Source organism: Paenibacillus validus NBRC 15382 (genome assembly GCF_004000985.1).
Taxonomy (GTDB): Bacteria; Bacillota; Bacilli; order Paenibacillales; family NBRC-103111; genus Paenibacillus_G; species Paenibacillus_G validus.
The window spans coordinates 1-13,621 of record NZ_BIMH01000053.1 but is presented as its reverse complement, the minus strand read 5'-3'; the positions used below and the strand labels follow the sequence as shown (position 1 = coordinate 13,621).

The window sequence follows — 13,621 nt, the reverse complement described above, 5'->3', positions numbered from 1 at the left end:
TACCTTATAAGGAGTGGTATTCATGACAGAAGCTTTGAATCACAAAGATTATGACCTGTTACTCGATCTTGTGAAAACACGGAGCAGTGTTCGCAGTTTGAAATCTGATCCGCTGCCTGAAGGGTCTGTAGAGAAGATTATCGAAGCAGGACATTGGGCAATGTCAGGGGCTAACTCACAACCATGGGAATTTATTGTGGTCCGTGATCGAGAGACCAAACTGGCGATTCAGGAGGCCTATAAGGAAGTCAATATTGACTATGCGTATTGGATGGAACAACAACGCATTCCTGAGCTTCGTCACCCCTCCTTCCACTTGAAAGGCGATCCGTATGAACAAATTGAGCACATCAAAAGTCGTGCTAAATGGGCAGATGCACCGGAACTCATCGTGGTCATTGGAGATGGGCGACGTCAGTGGGGAACGGTCATGGCTGGTCACACTTTTGGACGCGACCAGTCCCATCTCACCGATGGTCTTGCGAATTGCTGCCAGATCATGCACCTGGCTGCTGCGTCACTGGGACTCGGAACTCAATGGATAACCATTCATATTCAGGAACCGTATCGCAGAATCCTGAACATTCCTGATATCTACACGATTTATCTGATTATCCCGGTTGGCTTCCCGGCTGTTGAAGCAAAGAAGGGTGTGCGCAGAGATATTGAAGACATGATACATTATGACATGTATGATCCTGACAAATTTATCAGCAATGAGGGGATTTTGGATTATTTGGCGGGATTGCGCGGAAAGACGCTGGAAAAATACAGAGTGTCATACGGTGAAGGGAAATAAAAGAAAATATGGAGGTGAAAGTCGTTGAAATGTTTAAACGGGTTCAATAAGACCATAACAGTGTCAATTTCCCTGTTTCTAATTATGTTTGCGCTTACAGGTTGCGGTAATGCGGGAGCCGGCCCGAGTGGCGGAGATACGGCCAAGAGTACAGCCGGAAAACCGGAAAAGGCGGACATTAAAATTGGGCTGCCGCTGAGGGGGGCTACTTTTCTACCGATCTATTTAGCGGACCAAAAGGGATTCTTTAAAGAGGAAGGGCTGAATGTAAGCATTGCTGAATTTAAGGGAGATGCCGGTGTTATTCAGGCATTGGCGGGCAACTCCGTTGATATTAACGTAGCTTCATTAACTGGAATCGTCAACTCCATCAAGTCAAACCAACAATTTGCTGCTTTTTGGGGCGGATTTAACCAGGCTCCTTTTGATTGGTACAGTCCCAACATGAAGTCGATGAAGGATATCAAGGGGAAACGTTTTGGTGTTTCTACTTATGGCTCACTAACCGATGCTTTGACCCGGTATGCTGTCCGCCAGGCTGGACTCGATCCGGAAAAGGACGTGCAAATCCTGCAAGTAGGTGGATCGGCTAACGCACTTGCAGCGATGCAGTCCGGACAGATTGATGCATCAACTCTCGATAATCCGTATAAATTTATGGCCGCCGATAAGGGCTGGAACCTTCTGTTGAGCGAGAGAAAAGATCTGACACCAACCTGGCCGCAGCATGTTGTTTATGCCAATAAAGACTTTATAAAGAAAAACCCGGAAACCATTAAGGCTTTTTTACGTGCTATGGTTAAGGGAGTGGATTATATGGAGAAAAATCCTCAAGAGGCTGCGAAGGTGTTGGCTGATACTCTACAATTCGACGAAAAGTATGCTTCTAAGGCACTGGAGGATATGATGCCGGGCTTCGATAAAAAGGGGAAAATTGATCCGAAAGGTATCGAATTTTTTTGGAAGATTACCGTTGCCATGGGGGATGCCGACAAAGCTTGGCCTGACGATCAATGGCTCGACAATACGTTTTTAAACTCAGCAGATCAATGGCTGAAATAAAAAAGACGGGAGGCTTTAAGCAATGGCGTATTTAAGTATTCGGAATGTCGAGATTACTTATAAAAACCATAAAACGGGCAAGGATTTCCTTGCCCTTTCCGGTGTTAGTCTTGACGTGGAAAAGGGAGAGTTTGTTACCATTGTCGGGCCCAGTGGATGTGGAAAGAGTACTTTACTGCTCTCGATTGATGGCCTACTCCCCCATACGGGCGGAGAAATCCTGATTGACGGCAGGCCTGTGACCAAACCCGGGAAAGACCGTGCGCTGGTATTTCAAGAATTTGCCTTGCTGCCATGGCGTACGATTGAGCAGAACATCTGGTTCGGACTGGAGCTTCAGGGGGAAAAGAAGGAAAAATTGCAATCAGCGGCCGACCGCTTCCTAAAGCTGACCGGACTTGTACAGTTTAAAGACCATTTTCCCCATCAATTATCCGGCGGTATGCGGCAGCGAGTGGGAATTGCACGAGCCCTGGCTGTAGATCCCGATATCCTGCTCATGGATGAGCCCTTCGGAGCTCTTGATGCACAGACACGGGAGATTATGCAGAATGAACTATTAAAGATTTGGGATGAGAATCGGAAAACCGTATTTTTCGTCACTCATGGTATCGATGAATCCATTTATTTGGCCGATAAGATTGTGGTCATGAGCGCAAGACCAGGAACAGTCAAGGAAATTATTGATGTCAAACTGCCCCGCCCCAGAGGTTTGGAGGTTAAAGAAACTACTGAATACGCAAGACTTCGGAGACGTATCTGGGAACTGCTTCAAGACGAAGTGACGGCATCAGCCGGTTGGAGTTAAGGAGGTCATGGAATGGGGTTGAAAACGGAAATTGCATCTGCTGCTCCTGTACAACCTGCCGCAAAGGGGATGCTTCGTAATATTACATCACGAGTGAAGTGGGGAATCGGTTCGGTTCTTGTATTCCTTCTGTCCTGGGAGTTTGTAGCCGCACTGCGCCTGGTTGATCCGCAGTATATTAGTCAACCAAGCCATGTGGCTGGTGCAGGAATTAAATTGTTAGTGACTGGTGATTTCTACTATTCTGCTTATATTTCATTGGTCGAATTAGTCACCGGGTTTATACTTGCTGTTCTCGTAGGGGTGGCACTGGGATTACTTATGGGTCATTACCGGATAATAGGTGGGCTTTTTGACCCTATGCTCATGGCACTATATGCGACACCACGTATGGCGATGATCCCTTTATTTGTCATTTGGTTTGGAGTAGGGATGGGAAGTAAGATATTTGTTGTCTTCATTGGGGCTTTATTTCCTGTCTTAATCAATACCATAACCGGAATCCGTCAGGTAGATCGAATATTAATACGCGCCGCACGCTCTTACGGAGCTACGGAATGGCAATTATTTACGAAAGTGTTTCTTCCGGGAGCCTTGCCGGCTATATTGACGGGAATCCGCCTTGGATGGGGTCGTGGAATCCTTGGTGTTGTAATCGGGGAGATGTATGTAGCAATGGCTGGTCTTGGTTACATGATATCTACAGCTGGGAATGCCATGCAAACAGATCGGTTGTTTTTCTTAATTCTTATTGTAGCTGGTCTAGGATTTCTCGGGACGAGCGCCTTCCAGCGACTTGAGCAAAAGTTGACTCCATACCGAGAGGAGCAACAAGGGGCATGAGAAATTCACAAACATCAAAATGGTTTAGATGGTACCATAAAAGCGAACAATTGATTCTTGGGTTCACTGGCATGATCTTGGTGGTTGCCGTATGGCAAATGGCCTCAGCATTGGGGTGGATCAATACCTTTCTGGTTAGCAGCCCTTCGCAAATACTTTCGTCAGCTATTGAGCAGACGACTAAGGGGGCAATTTGGGCAGATTTCCAGGTAACAGCCATAGAGTTCATCATTGCCTTTGGGATATCTGCAGTTATTGGTATTTTATGCGGTCTGGTGATGGGCTGGTATCGTCACATCGAATATGTCGCTGATCCGTTTCTTTGGTTCTTTTATTCAACCCCATTGATTGCGTTCTATCCATTATTTGTTATGTGGCTTGGTCTTGGTTTTAAAACGGTTGTCATGATGGGATTCTTAATGGCGGTTATCCCCATTACCATTAATACATTCGCCGGTGCCAAGGGAACAAACCCGATTCTTATTCGCGCTGCGCGTTCTTTTGGGGCGACGAATCGGCAAATGTTACTGAAAATATCTCTTCCTTCCGCCTTACCCATGATTGTTACCGGTTGTCGAATCGGTGTAGAAAGATCGTTGATTGGCGTGATTGTCGGTGAAATGTTTAGCTCGAACTCTGGCCTCGGCTTTCGTATCAGTTATTACGGGTCACGACTGCAAACCGCGAACCTCTTTGTATCTCTCGTTCTTGTGGTTCTCTTTGGACTGATCCTCACACAATTGATTCGTTTAGTGGAAGCACGCCTGCAAAACTGGCAGCCCAAATCATAATAAGGAGGATTTGCTTTGCAAACCATGCATCCTGTTGTTTTACATGGATCGACCGCGTGGGATCAGGAACGACTGCCACGGGATGAATTTAATGAGCGATTGCAATCCATTCAAGAAATGATGAGACAGAATGAAATCAATGGTCTTATTGTGTATAGTGACTGCCGGGACTATGCCAGGTTATGCTATATCACTAACTATATACCCAAACACAGTTGGGCAATTGTACTGATTCCGGTTCATGGAAAACCCCGTTTACTGGCCAAAGTTGCAGGTTCTCGGGATATTCCTTCTGTCAGTGTGTTGACCTGGATTGATGATATTAAACCGGCACAAAACATCACCGGGGAGATTGAGCTGTTCGTTAGCGAAGTCGCAGAAGATGGGCAGTCCGTCATAGGAATTTGCGGGAAGGCGGAGATGAGGCATACCGTATATACAGAAATTGCGGCCGGATGCCAGGGGAATTCATTAAAGGACATGGATATCCCCTTTGATCAATTGTTACGACATAAACGCCCCCGTGAGATTAGTGTGATGCGTGAAGCCAGCGGGATCTTAAATTCCGTGGTGGAAGCGATGAAGGAGATTCAGCGCAGAGGCGGCAGTGTGGTTACAACAGCTGTGGAAGCGGAACGTGTCGCCAGATATCTGGGAGCCCATGACGTGAGAGTGTTATACAGCACGAATCACGGGAAAACCTTAGAGCCTTTTGAGACGCTGTCTGATGTGCGTAACGATCGCCTGGTTAGCTATGTGGCAGTCGAATGTCTTGGATATTGGGTGGAAGCGATGGTGACATTATCACAGCAAGCTAGCCCCATTGATCTTCGAGCTGCTGAATTACTACAATTCTTAACCCAGTCATTAAAGCCAGGTGCGAAAGTCGGGGATTTGGTCCATCAAGCAGAGGAAATGGTTCAGCCCTATCAACTTCATCCGCTGCTTCAAAATGGATTTGGACACAGCATTGGATTATCAATAGTAGAAGCACCGTCGCTACATGCATCCCGTTCAGAAAATAAAGTTGAAGCAGGAACCGTCTACTCCTTGCACGCTGGACTGACAGACAACAAAGATAATAACGTATTGCTATCGTCTATGATGCTGGTAACAGAAAATGGAAATGAAATCTTGTGGTCGTCGGTAGGGCAGTGAGGTGCTTTCATGACAAAATTACATTCTCTTGCTGAATATGTGGTTCATGCACAGTTCTCTACCGAAAGGAGCGAGCTTTCTGCCCATATCCTAGATACCGTGACAGCGTGGATTTGTGGTCAGGCTACTCCTGAGGGAGAACAATTAGGCAAGAAATTAAATGAAGAGCATCCCATTTTGCGGGGGGTGCTTCAAGATGATGTTTTGAACCAAGTCACAGTGAACTGCGCGATTACGCGTTTATCAGAGATTGATGATATCCATCTTGCTTCCTGTATCACCCCGGGCTCCGTGATTATCCCTACGGCATTGACCCTATGTTCTAATTTAAAGGTAGACTTTTCGCTTACAACCTTTACGGATGCGGTAATTGCAGGGTATGATCTCATGACAAGATTAGGAAAAGCAATTAAGGGTACGGAGCTGCTGTACCGGGGGATTTGGCCAACTTATTTTTGCGCAGCCTTTGGAACTGCAGCAACGAGTGCCCGAATACTTGGATTATCGGAAAAGGAAACGGTCCATGCCCTTGCTCTCGCCCTCAATTTATCGACCGGTGGAATAAGCAGGGGGAGTGAAATGCCATTTCGCTGGTTTACTCTTGGTTATGCAGCGAGATCCGGGTGTATGGCATCTTTAATTGCAGCGAAAGGATTTACTGGAAGTTCGCAAATGCTGGAGGGGAATTGGTTTGAACAAACATACGGGATCGAAGCGGATACTGCGGCTATAGTTGAGGATCTTGGCCAGGATGGAATCCTAAAGAGGATCAGCATGAAACCGTTTTGCTCGGCAAAACAAGTAATTCCATCGATTTATGGATTTACCAAATTGCTAGATCAGGGGATTTCACTGGATGACATCAAGGAGGTTAACTTATTTGTTCCCCTTCCGTTTGTATCAATGATTAAGAACCGACCGACCAATAGACTCTCATCTCTATCAAGCGCACCCTATCAGTTAGCGGCAGCAGCGTATCATCCTGCTGGATTATATGATATTTCCCGCAATGAAATCCTTAATTCCGAGGAAATTCGATCGTTTATGGATAAAGTTCATGTTATTGGAGATTCCACTTTGCTTTCGTATTATCCTGAAAAATGGCCTACAAGGATCGAAATCAAGACTTCTTCACATGGAATAGCAAGCGAGATGGTTACGGACTCACCCGGGGACCCCGAAATGAAGTTAAGTTCAGAGGAAATGAAGCGAAAGGTTCATTCTTTTCTCGATCCGATTCTTGGAGCCCGGCAAGCAGCAGAAGTGATCGAACTTGGCAGGAATTCCGTGTTTGATAAATGCTCCCTTTTAAACTTATACAAAACCATCAGGCGATAGTTTAAGGGTGTAACTTTCTGTCCTATCCATTCAGCACCTCATGACTTGGACCAAAGAAAAAAGAGACTCTCCGGAGTCTCTTTTTTCCTGTTCTGCAATGACTTTTATCGCGTTCTATTCCGTTTTCCAGCATAGTTGAAAAGATACCTTCGCTGTTTATAATATGACATAAGTTGGCATATTTAAGGTTTATAATGGGCGGTAGATCAACGAAAGGAGTGACAGATCATGAAACCTCTAAATGGAAAAGTGGCTTTGGTAGCAGGTGCAACACGCGGCGCTGGTAGAGGAATAGCTATCGAATTGGGAGCAGCAGGGGCCACTGTTTATGTGACAGGACGCACGACACGAACACGACGCTCCGAGTACACTCGTCCTGAAACTATTGAAGAAACCGCTGAACTTGTAAGTAATGCGGGTGGTCGAGGAATAGCGGTTCAAGTGGATCATCTGGATCCTTATCAGGTTCAGGCTCTTATTGCTCGCATTGAGAATGAACAGGGGAGACTGGACATCCTGGTCAACGATGTGTGGGGGGCTGAATATTTGGCACAGTGGAACGTGCCCGTGTGGGAGCATTCCCTTGAACGGGGGCTTCGCATGCTTCGGCTTGCGATTGACACGCATATTATTACAAGCCACTTTGCAATACCCCTGTTAATCCAAAACAAGAATGGACTGGTCATTGAGATAACGGACGGCACGGCAGAATACAACGATAAAAACTATCGTTTATCACTGTTCTATGATCTAGCCAAGACGTCTGTCATTCGTATGGCTCAGTCTTTAGCCCATGAACTTTCACCATACAAATGCACCGCAGTAGCAGTGACTCCGGGTTGGATGCGTTCTGAAATCATGCTTGAACACTATGGTGTTAAGGAAGAAAACTGGCGTGACGCCACTGTGAAGGAACCTCATTTCATCATCTCGGAATCGCCTCGTTTTGTAGGGCGCGCCGTTGCCGCGCTAGCTGGAGATCCGGAAGTTGCCCGATGGAACGGTGACTCTGTTTCAAGCGGTAAGCTCGCGCAAGTATATGGTTTTTATGATCTTGACGGCTCACAGCCAGACTGTTGGCGGTATCTCGTAGAAGTGCAGGATGCAGGCAAACCGGCGAATGCTGCTGGTTACCGTTAATATTCAATAAAATAGACCGGATTCAAGGTTCTATAGGAAGAGAACCTCACATATTGACATTATATCTTGTGGTAACTATAATGGTTACAACGGTGGTGATACAAGTGAAGCAAATCAGCACGCGCTTTTCGATTGCAGTGCATACCCTTTCCCTAATTGCCGTCAGCCCGAAGGATTGCACCGGGGACTTTATCGCGAGGAGCGTTAATACGAATCCCGTGGTAATCCGGAGAATTATGGGGATGTTAAAAAAGGCGGGGTTAGTGGACGTTCGCCCAGGCGTAGGGGGCGCTACCTTGCTTAAGGATTCCGACCGGATTACGCTTCTTGATGTTTATCGTGCCGTGAACGCGACAGAGGAGAATCAACTGTTTCGCATTCACGATAACCCAAATTTCGATTGCCCGGTTGGGCGGAATATCGAGCAAGTCCTTCAAGCGGAATTGAGAGACGCCCAATCCGTGATGGAACAAAGGCTGGCACAAACGACGTTAGACCAACTAATCGAAAAGTTCAAATAAAAGCTCCCATCAGAGCTTTTATTATATGCACTTGTTGTAATAATAATTGTTATAACAGTAGTGATTACAAAAAAATGGAGGAAACAGCGATGAAAATTTTAGTGACTGGTGCAACAGGGAAACTGGGAACGAAAGTAGTGAACACGTTATTGAAAACCGTACCGGCGAATCAACTAGCTATCAGTGTTCGCAATCCGGAGAAAGCGGAAGACTTTCGCGCGAAAGGCGTCGATGTTCGGCAAGGAGACTTTGATCGTCCGGAAACTTTGGATGCCGCCTTCGCGGGGATTGATCGGATCTTGATCATTTCCGCTGACGGGGACAATGACACCCGAATTCGTCAACATACGAATGCAGTAGAAGCCGCTGCCCGTGCGAAAGTCGGTTTCATTGCATATACGAGCATCGCGAATGCAAGCGAAAGCAAGAATCTCATGGCTCCGCCGCATCAAGCCACGGAAAAGGCCATTCTGAAAACAGGAATTCCTTACGCATTCCTGCGGAATAATTGGTATCTGGAGAATGAAATTTCGAGCATTCAAGGCGTACTGGCAGGAGCGCCTTGGGTGACGTCCGCGGGTTCTGGAAAGGTAGGCTGGGCCCTCCAGCAAGATTATGCGGATGCAGCAGCAACCGTTCTTACAGGAAACGGACATGAGAATAAGACTTACGAGTTGTCCGGCAAGCCGCTCACGCAGGAACAATTGGTGTCTGCTCTTAGCTCTGTACTGGATAAGGAAGTTCCCGTGCAGCAAGTCGATGATGCCGCCTATGCCGACATCATGAAAAATGTTGGTGTACCAGACTTCGTCATCCCGATTCTTGTCGGGATCCAACAAGGAATTCGTGAAGGCACATTGGATGTCGAAAGCACCGATTTCGAAAAGCTGCTTGGTCGGCCGCTAACGCCAATTCACGAGGCTCTTAGCCAACTTGTACGAGCAAATTCCTAAACACCGTAAGGAAATTGACACGACCGACCTCTTCTGGAAGCAAGAGAGGTCGGTTTTTTTACGCGGTAACTAAGTCCCGTCGAGGTCAACGGTAAGCGGGGCCACGACTTCCCGGCGATCGTCGTAGCCGAAGGGGATGGGGTCAAGCTCCGCTTCTGGCACGGACGAGGCGCCAAGCACCCGATGCCATCCTTGACGGAACGGGCAAACAACTCCCATTCGATTTACAAATTTTATGTTCCGGGTATTGACGTGGGTAACTTCAAATACTATTGTAGCAGAGAGCGGACCGAATATAGGGTCTCGTACAAATAGACATTTTTCTGATGAGGAAGTGGGAGCGATGAAGAAACAATACAACACGCGGGCCATCATGGCGTCGCTGCTCATATGCGGCTTCGTCGGCATGTTCAGCGAGACGGCGCTCAACATCGCGATCAGTAATTTAATGGACGTGTTCCGAATTTCTGCCGCGACCGCTCAGTGGTTGACGACAGGGTTCCTGCTGACGCTCGGTATTCTGATGCCGATGACCGGGCTGCTGCTGCAATGGTTTACGACGAGACAGCTGTTCATCGGCTCGCTCGTGAGCTCGATCATCGGCACATTGATCGCGGCGCTCGCGTTCAATTTCGAAATGCTGATGGTCGCTCGCGTACTGCAGGCGGCCGGTATGGGCTTGTTGATCCCGCTCATGTTCAATACGATTCTCGTCGTCTATCCGCCGGAGAAGCGCGGGGCTGCGATGGGCTTTGTCGGTCTCGTCATTATGTTCGCGCCGGCGACCGGCCCGACCGTGGCGGGTCTCCTGATCGAATATTTAACATGGCACTACATCTTTTGGCTCTCGCTGCCGTTTTTGGTCATAGGGCTGTTGATAGGGCTGAAGTATTTGGAAAACGTCACCGACGTTACGAAGCCCCGCATCGATCTGCTGTCCGTCACATTGTCCACGATCGGCTTTGGCGGCGTCGTCTTCGGCTTCAGCAAGGCGGGCGAAGGCGAAGAAGGCTGGACCAGCGCGATCGTGGTCACATCGATCGTTATCGGGCTGGCAGCGCTCGCGCTGTTCACGTTGCGGCAGACGTTTATGCGCGAGCCGATGATGAACCTGCGCGTCTTCAAGTACCCGATGTTCTTAGTGGGGCTGCTTATGGTGCTGTCGTGTATGATGATTATTTTGTCGAGCATGATTATTCTGCCGATGTATCTGCAGAACGGCATGAGACTTTCCGCGTTCGCCGCCGGGCTCATGCTGCTGCCGGGCAGCGCGCTGAACGGCATCCTGTCGCCGCACATGGGGCGTTTGTTCGACAAATATGGGCCGAAGTGGCTCGTCATTCCCGGCCTCGTCGTCGTTGCAGCGATGTTATGGTTTTTCTCCGGCATTACGCCGGCGTCTTCGGTCGGTTTCATTGTCGCCTTGCATATCGGCCTAATGGTCGGCATCTCCATGGTGTGGATGCCGGCGCAGACGAACGGCCTGAACCAGCTGCCACCGGAGCTGTATCCGCATGGCACGGCGGTCATGAACACGCTGCAGCAGGTCGCAGGCGCGATCGGCACGGCGATCGCGATCAGTATCCTTATGAGCGGCATGGAGAATTATTTGCACGACTCCCCCGCGCCGACCGAGCTGACCGAGATGGCCAACGCGATGACGTTAGGCTCCCAGAACGTGTTCTTGTTCGCGATGATTGTGACGCTGATCGGTTTGGCCACGGCGTTCTTCATCCGCCGCGTCGTCGTCAACCATGCGTCGATGAATCCGATGCATTGATGTTACGAAAGGGTACCCCTGCAAAAATCCGGTATTCCTGAAGGAAAACATATTTGGAGGATTCCCGGTAAGCGGAATATTTATGGTGTGTCTGTTCCGCATCTTGACACAAGATTTATCGACAATAAAAAATCGTTGCTATTTGGACCGTTATAGTATTGATTGGATTGGACTAGATTATCTAGTCCTTTTTATTTTACAAATCCCAAATAGGGATCTGGCACTTATTTTTTTACTAAATCAAAATAGCACTAATATTTGTTTATAACAATATAAGAAGAAGGCCAAGACATATGTACAAATACAATGTAACACCTGTAACTAGCTATAGTGGAAGCTGATTTGCACGCTATAAGGATTATCCGGTAAGGTTTCTTTGCCGCACTTCTTGTCGTATACCTTATAACTATCATATAATAGTATATAAATATTTTAATCTATAGGATTATAATCGAGACAGAAAAGGTGTATGACTAGGTCGCGCCTTGGCTTGGTGTGACTCCTAAGCAGGAGCGCCTGCATCCTTTCTGCGAATTTTAAATGTATAAGGAAGGTAAAAATGAGCAACAGAGAAACTAAAACAGACGTTATCTTAATTGGTGCCGGAATCATGAGTGCGACTTTGGGGACACTTCTGAAAGAATTAGTACCGGACTGGGAAATTACAGTATTTGAGAAGCTCTCAAAATCAGGAGAGGAGAGCTCTAACGAATGGAATAATGCGGGAACGGGGCATGCGGCACTGTGCGAGCTTAACTACACGGTCGAAAAACCGGATGGATCTGTAGATATTAGTAAAGCTATCAAAATTAATGAACAGTTTCAGGTTTCAATGCAGTTCTGGTCTTATCTTGTAAGCAGCAAGATGATACATAATCCACAGGACTTTATCATGCCATTGCCTCATATGAGTATGGTACAAGGGGAACAAAATGTAACGTTTTTAAAGAAACGTTTTGAAGCGATGTCAAATAATCCTCTGTTTCAAGGGATGGAATTTTCCGATGATCCAGGAAAACTGATGGAATGGATTCCGCTTATTATGCAAAACCGTCCATCGAATGAACCTATAGCGGCAACAAAAATCGACTCTGGAACTGATGTCAACTTTGGTGCTTTAACGCGCATTTTGTTTGACCACTTAAAGAGCAAAAACGTCGATATAAACTACAAACATAGTGTTAATGATATTAAACGTACTAGCGACGGCTTATGGGAATTGAAAGTGCGGAATCTCGATAGCGGTAACGTCGAACGCCATACTGCAAAATTCGTCTTTATCGGAGGCGGGGGAGGAAGCCTGCACTTACTGCAAAAATCCGGTATTCCTGAAGGAAAACATATTGGGGGATTCCCGGTAAGCGGAATATTTATGGTGTGTAATAATCCGGAAGTTGTAGCGCAGCATCATGCAAAAGTATACGGCAAAGCTAAGGTTGGAGCTCCACCAATGTCTGTACCGCATCTTGACACAAGATTTATCGACAATAAAAAATCGTTGCTATTTGGACCGTTTGCCGGCTTCTCACCAAAGTTTTTAAAAACCGGTTCCATGTTTGATTTGGTAACTTCCGTAAAACCGGATAATCTCGTAACTATGTTGTCGGCAGGTGCAAAAAACATGTCATTGACAAAATACCTGATCGAGCAAGTAATGTTATCGAAAGAAAAGCGCATGGAAGAGTTACGAGAGTTTATCCCGAACGCCAAAAGCGAGGATTGGGATTTAGTAGTAGCGGGCCAACGTGTGCAAGTTATCAAAGATACTGAAGCTGGCGGCAAAGGTACACTTCAATTTGGTACGGAAGTTATTAGTGCCGCCGATGGCTCGATTGCAGCATTACTAGGTGCTTCTCCAGGTGCTTCTACTGCTGTTCACGTTATGCTTGAGGTAATAAAAAAATGCTTCCCGCAACATATGAAAGAGTGGGAACCGAAAATTAAAGAAATGATTCCTTCTTATGGCGTGTCACTAATGGAAAATCCAGAGCTTCTGCACGAAATTCATACTTCAACAGCAGAGATGCTTGGTCTAAGCAAAAAAGAGCTAGTCTATAGTTAATTATTTGGATGTAGAAACAAAGGGATTTAATGAAAAAATTTAACCAACATTTTTATCAATGGACAATCGCTTCTCAGAAAGCAAGAGCACGACATAATGAGGCTGCCGCGGAATCATGCTGTAGCCTCATACTCGTTTAAGGTAACATTTGTTCCCTAAACAAACGAACGAAAAGCTGCAGCGCTAATCCCGCTGAGGCTTAACCACTGTCGGGTGACAAGAACTTGATCTCATTAAATGCCGCGTAAATCGCGGTTTTTTTTTGTTATGGGATAAAGTTGTTGTCACGGCCAATTGACAAGAACTTTATCCCATTCCCGATGGAAGTAAATGAATTCCATAACCTGTTATTCAGCTATCTTGAAA

The 13,621-nt window shown here is 46.7% G+C and carries 13 protein-coding genes; all 13 read left to right on the top strand.

Features of this window, described 5'->3' with window-relative positions:
- Positions 1-22: 22 nt before the first annotated feature.
- The 13 genes from PVA01S_RS22845 to PVA01S_RS22785 all read left to right on the top strand — a co-directional run bounded on the left by PVA01S_RS22845 (position 23) and on the right by PVA01S_RS22785 (position 13,255).
- A complete protein-coding gene (locus PVA01S_RS22845; RefSeq protein ID WP_127609824.1) occupies positions 23-799 on the top strand; it encodes a nitroreductase family protein in 777 nt (258 codons plus the stop codon).
- Positions 800-823: 24 nt separating this feature from the next.
- Positions 824-1,861 (top strand): ABC transporter substrate-binding protein, encoded by a 1,038-nt coding sequence (locus PVA01S_RS22840; RefSeq protein WP_127609822.1) that lies wholly within the window; start codon positions 824-826, stop codon positions 1,859-1,861.
- Positions 1,862-1,883: 22 nt separating this feature from the next.
- The gene (locus tag PVA01S_RS22835) at positions 1,884-2,669 is read left to right on the top strand and encodes an ABC transporter ATP-binding protein (protein WP_127609820.1); all 786 of its coding nucleotides are present in this window, start codon (positions 1,884-1,886) and stop codon (positions 2,667-2,669) included.
- A gap of 12 nt (positions 2,670-2,681) precedes the next feature.
- On the top strand, positions 2,682-3,512 hold the full coding sequence (locus tag PVA01S_RS22830; RefSeq protein WP_127609818.1) for an ABC transporter permease: 831 nt from the start codon (positions 2,682-2,684) through the stop codon (positions 3,510-3,512).
- Positions 3,509-4,303 (top strand): ABC transporter permease, encoded by a 795-nt coding sequence (locus PVA01S_RS22825; RefSeq protein ID WP_054796221.1) that lies wholly within the window; start codon positions 3,509-3,511, stop codon positions 4,301-4,303. The genes PVA01S_RS22830 and PVA01S_RS22825 overlap by 4 nt, the downstream gene beginning before the upstream one ends.
- A 24-nt stretch (positions 4,304-4,327) precedes the next feature.
- The gene (locus PVA01S_RS22820; RefSeq protein ID WP_244933026.1) at positions 4,328-5,461 is read left to right on the top strand and encodes a M24 family metallopeptidase; all 1,134 of its coding nucleotides are present in this window, start codon (positions 4,328-4,330) and stop codon (positions 5,459-5,461) included.
- A gap of 9 nt (positions 5,462-5,470) precedes the next feature.
- Positions 5,471-6,799, top strand: a complete 1,329-nt coding sequence (locus tag PVA01S_RS22815; RefSeq protein WP_127609814.1) for an MmgE/PrpD family protein — start codon at positions 5,471-5,473, stop codon at positions 6,797-6,799.
- A gap of 228 nt (positions 6,800-7,027) precedes the next feature.
- Entirely contained in the window at positions 7,028-7,939 is a 912-nt protein-coding gene (locus PVA01S_RS22810) for an SDR family oxidoreductase (protein ID WP_127609812.1), read from the top strand.
- Between the two features lie 104 nt (positions 7,940-8,043).
- Positions 8,044-8,460 (top strand): Rrf2 family transcriptional regulator, encoded by a 417-nt coding sequence (locus PVA01S_RS22805; RefSeq protein ID WP_127609810.1) that lies wholly within the window; start codon positions 8,044-8,046, stop codon positions 8,458-8,460.
- A gap of 89 nt (positions 8,461-8,549) precedes the next feature.
- On the top strand, positions 8,550-9,413 hold the full coding sequence (locus tag PVA01S_RS22800; RefSeq protein ID WP_127609808.1) for an SDR family oxidoreductase: 864 nt from the start codon (positions 8,550-8,552) through the stop codon (positions 9,411-9,413).
- A 343-nt stretch (positions 9,414-9,756) separates the two neighbouring features.
- Positions 9,757-11,193 carry a DHA2 family efflux MFS transporter permease subunit gene (locus tag PVA01S_RS22795; RefSeq protein ID WP_054796216.1) on the top strand — a complete coding sequence of 479 codons (1,437 nt, stop codon included), beginning with the start codon at positions 9,757-9,759 and terminating at the stop codon, positions 11,191-11,193.
- A gap of 87 nt (positions 11,194-11,280) precedes the next feature.
- Complete coding sequence (locus PVA01S_RS27800; protein ID WP_372814159.1) at positions 11,281-11,349, top strand: malate:quinone oxidoreductase; 69 nt, start codon at positions 11,281-11,283, stop codon at positions 11,347-11,349.
- A 388-nt stretch (positions 11,350-11,737) separates the two neighbouring features.
- Entirely contained in the window at positions 11,738-13,255 is a 1,518-nt protein-coding gene (locus tag PVA01S_RS22785) for a malate:quinone oxidoreductase (RefSeq protein WP_280531829.1), read from the top strand.
- The last annotated feature ends 366 nt before the right edge of the window (positions 13,256-13,621 follow it).

Bases quoted from the DNA above. Each gene is read 5' to 3' on its own strand.
- PVA01S_RS22845 (WP_127609824.1), top strand. From the start codon at position 23: ATGACAGAAGCTTTGAATCACAAAGATTATGACCTGTTACTCGATCTT.
- PVA01S_RS22835 (WP_127609820.1), top strand. From the start codon at position 1,884: ATGGCGTATTTAAGTATTCGGAATGTCGAGATTACTTATAAAAACCAT.
- PVA01S_RS22830 (WP_127609818.1), top strand. From the start codon at position 2,682: ATGGGGTTGAAAACGGAAATTGCATCTGCTGCTCCTGTACAACCTGCC.
- PVA01S_RS22825 (WP_054796221.1), top strand. From the start codon at position 3,509: ATGAGAAATTCACAAACATCAAAATGGTTTAGATGGTACCATAAAAGC.
- PVA01S_RS22820 (WP_244933026.1), top strand. From the start codon at position 4,328: ATGCATCCTGTTGTTTTACATGGATCGACCGCGTGGGATCAGGAACGA.
- PVA01S_RS22815 (WP_127609814.1), top strand. From the start codon at position 5,471: ATGACAAAATTACATTCTCTTGCTGAATATGTGGTTCATGCACAGTTC.
- PVA01S_RS22810 (WP_127609812.1), top strand. From the start codon at position 7,028: ATGAAACCTCTAAATGGAAAAGTGGCTTTGGTAGCAGGTGCAACACGC.
- PVA01S_RS22800 (WP_127609808.1), top strand. From the start codon at position 8,550: ATGAAAATTTTAGTGACTGGTGCAACAGGGAAACTGGGAACGAAAGTA.
- PVA01S_RS22795 (WP_054796216.1), top strand. From the start codon at position 9,757: ATGAAGAAACAATACAACACGCGGGCCATCATGGCGTCGCTGCTCATA.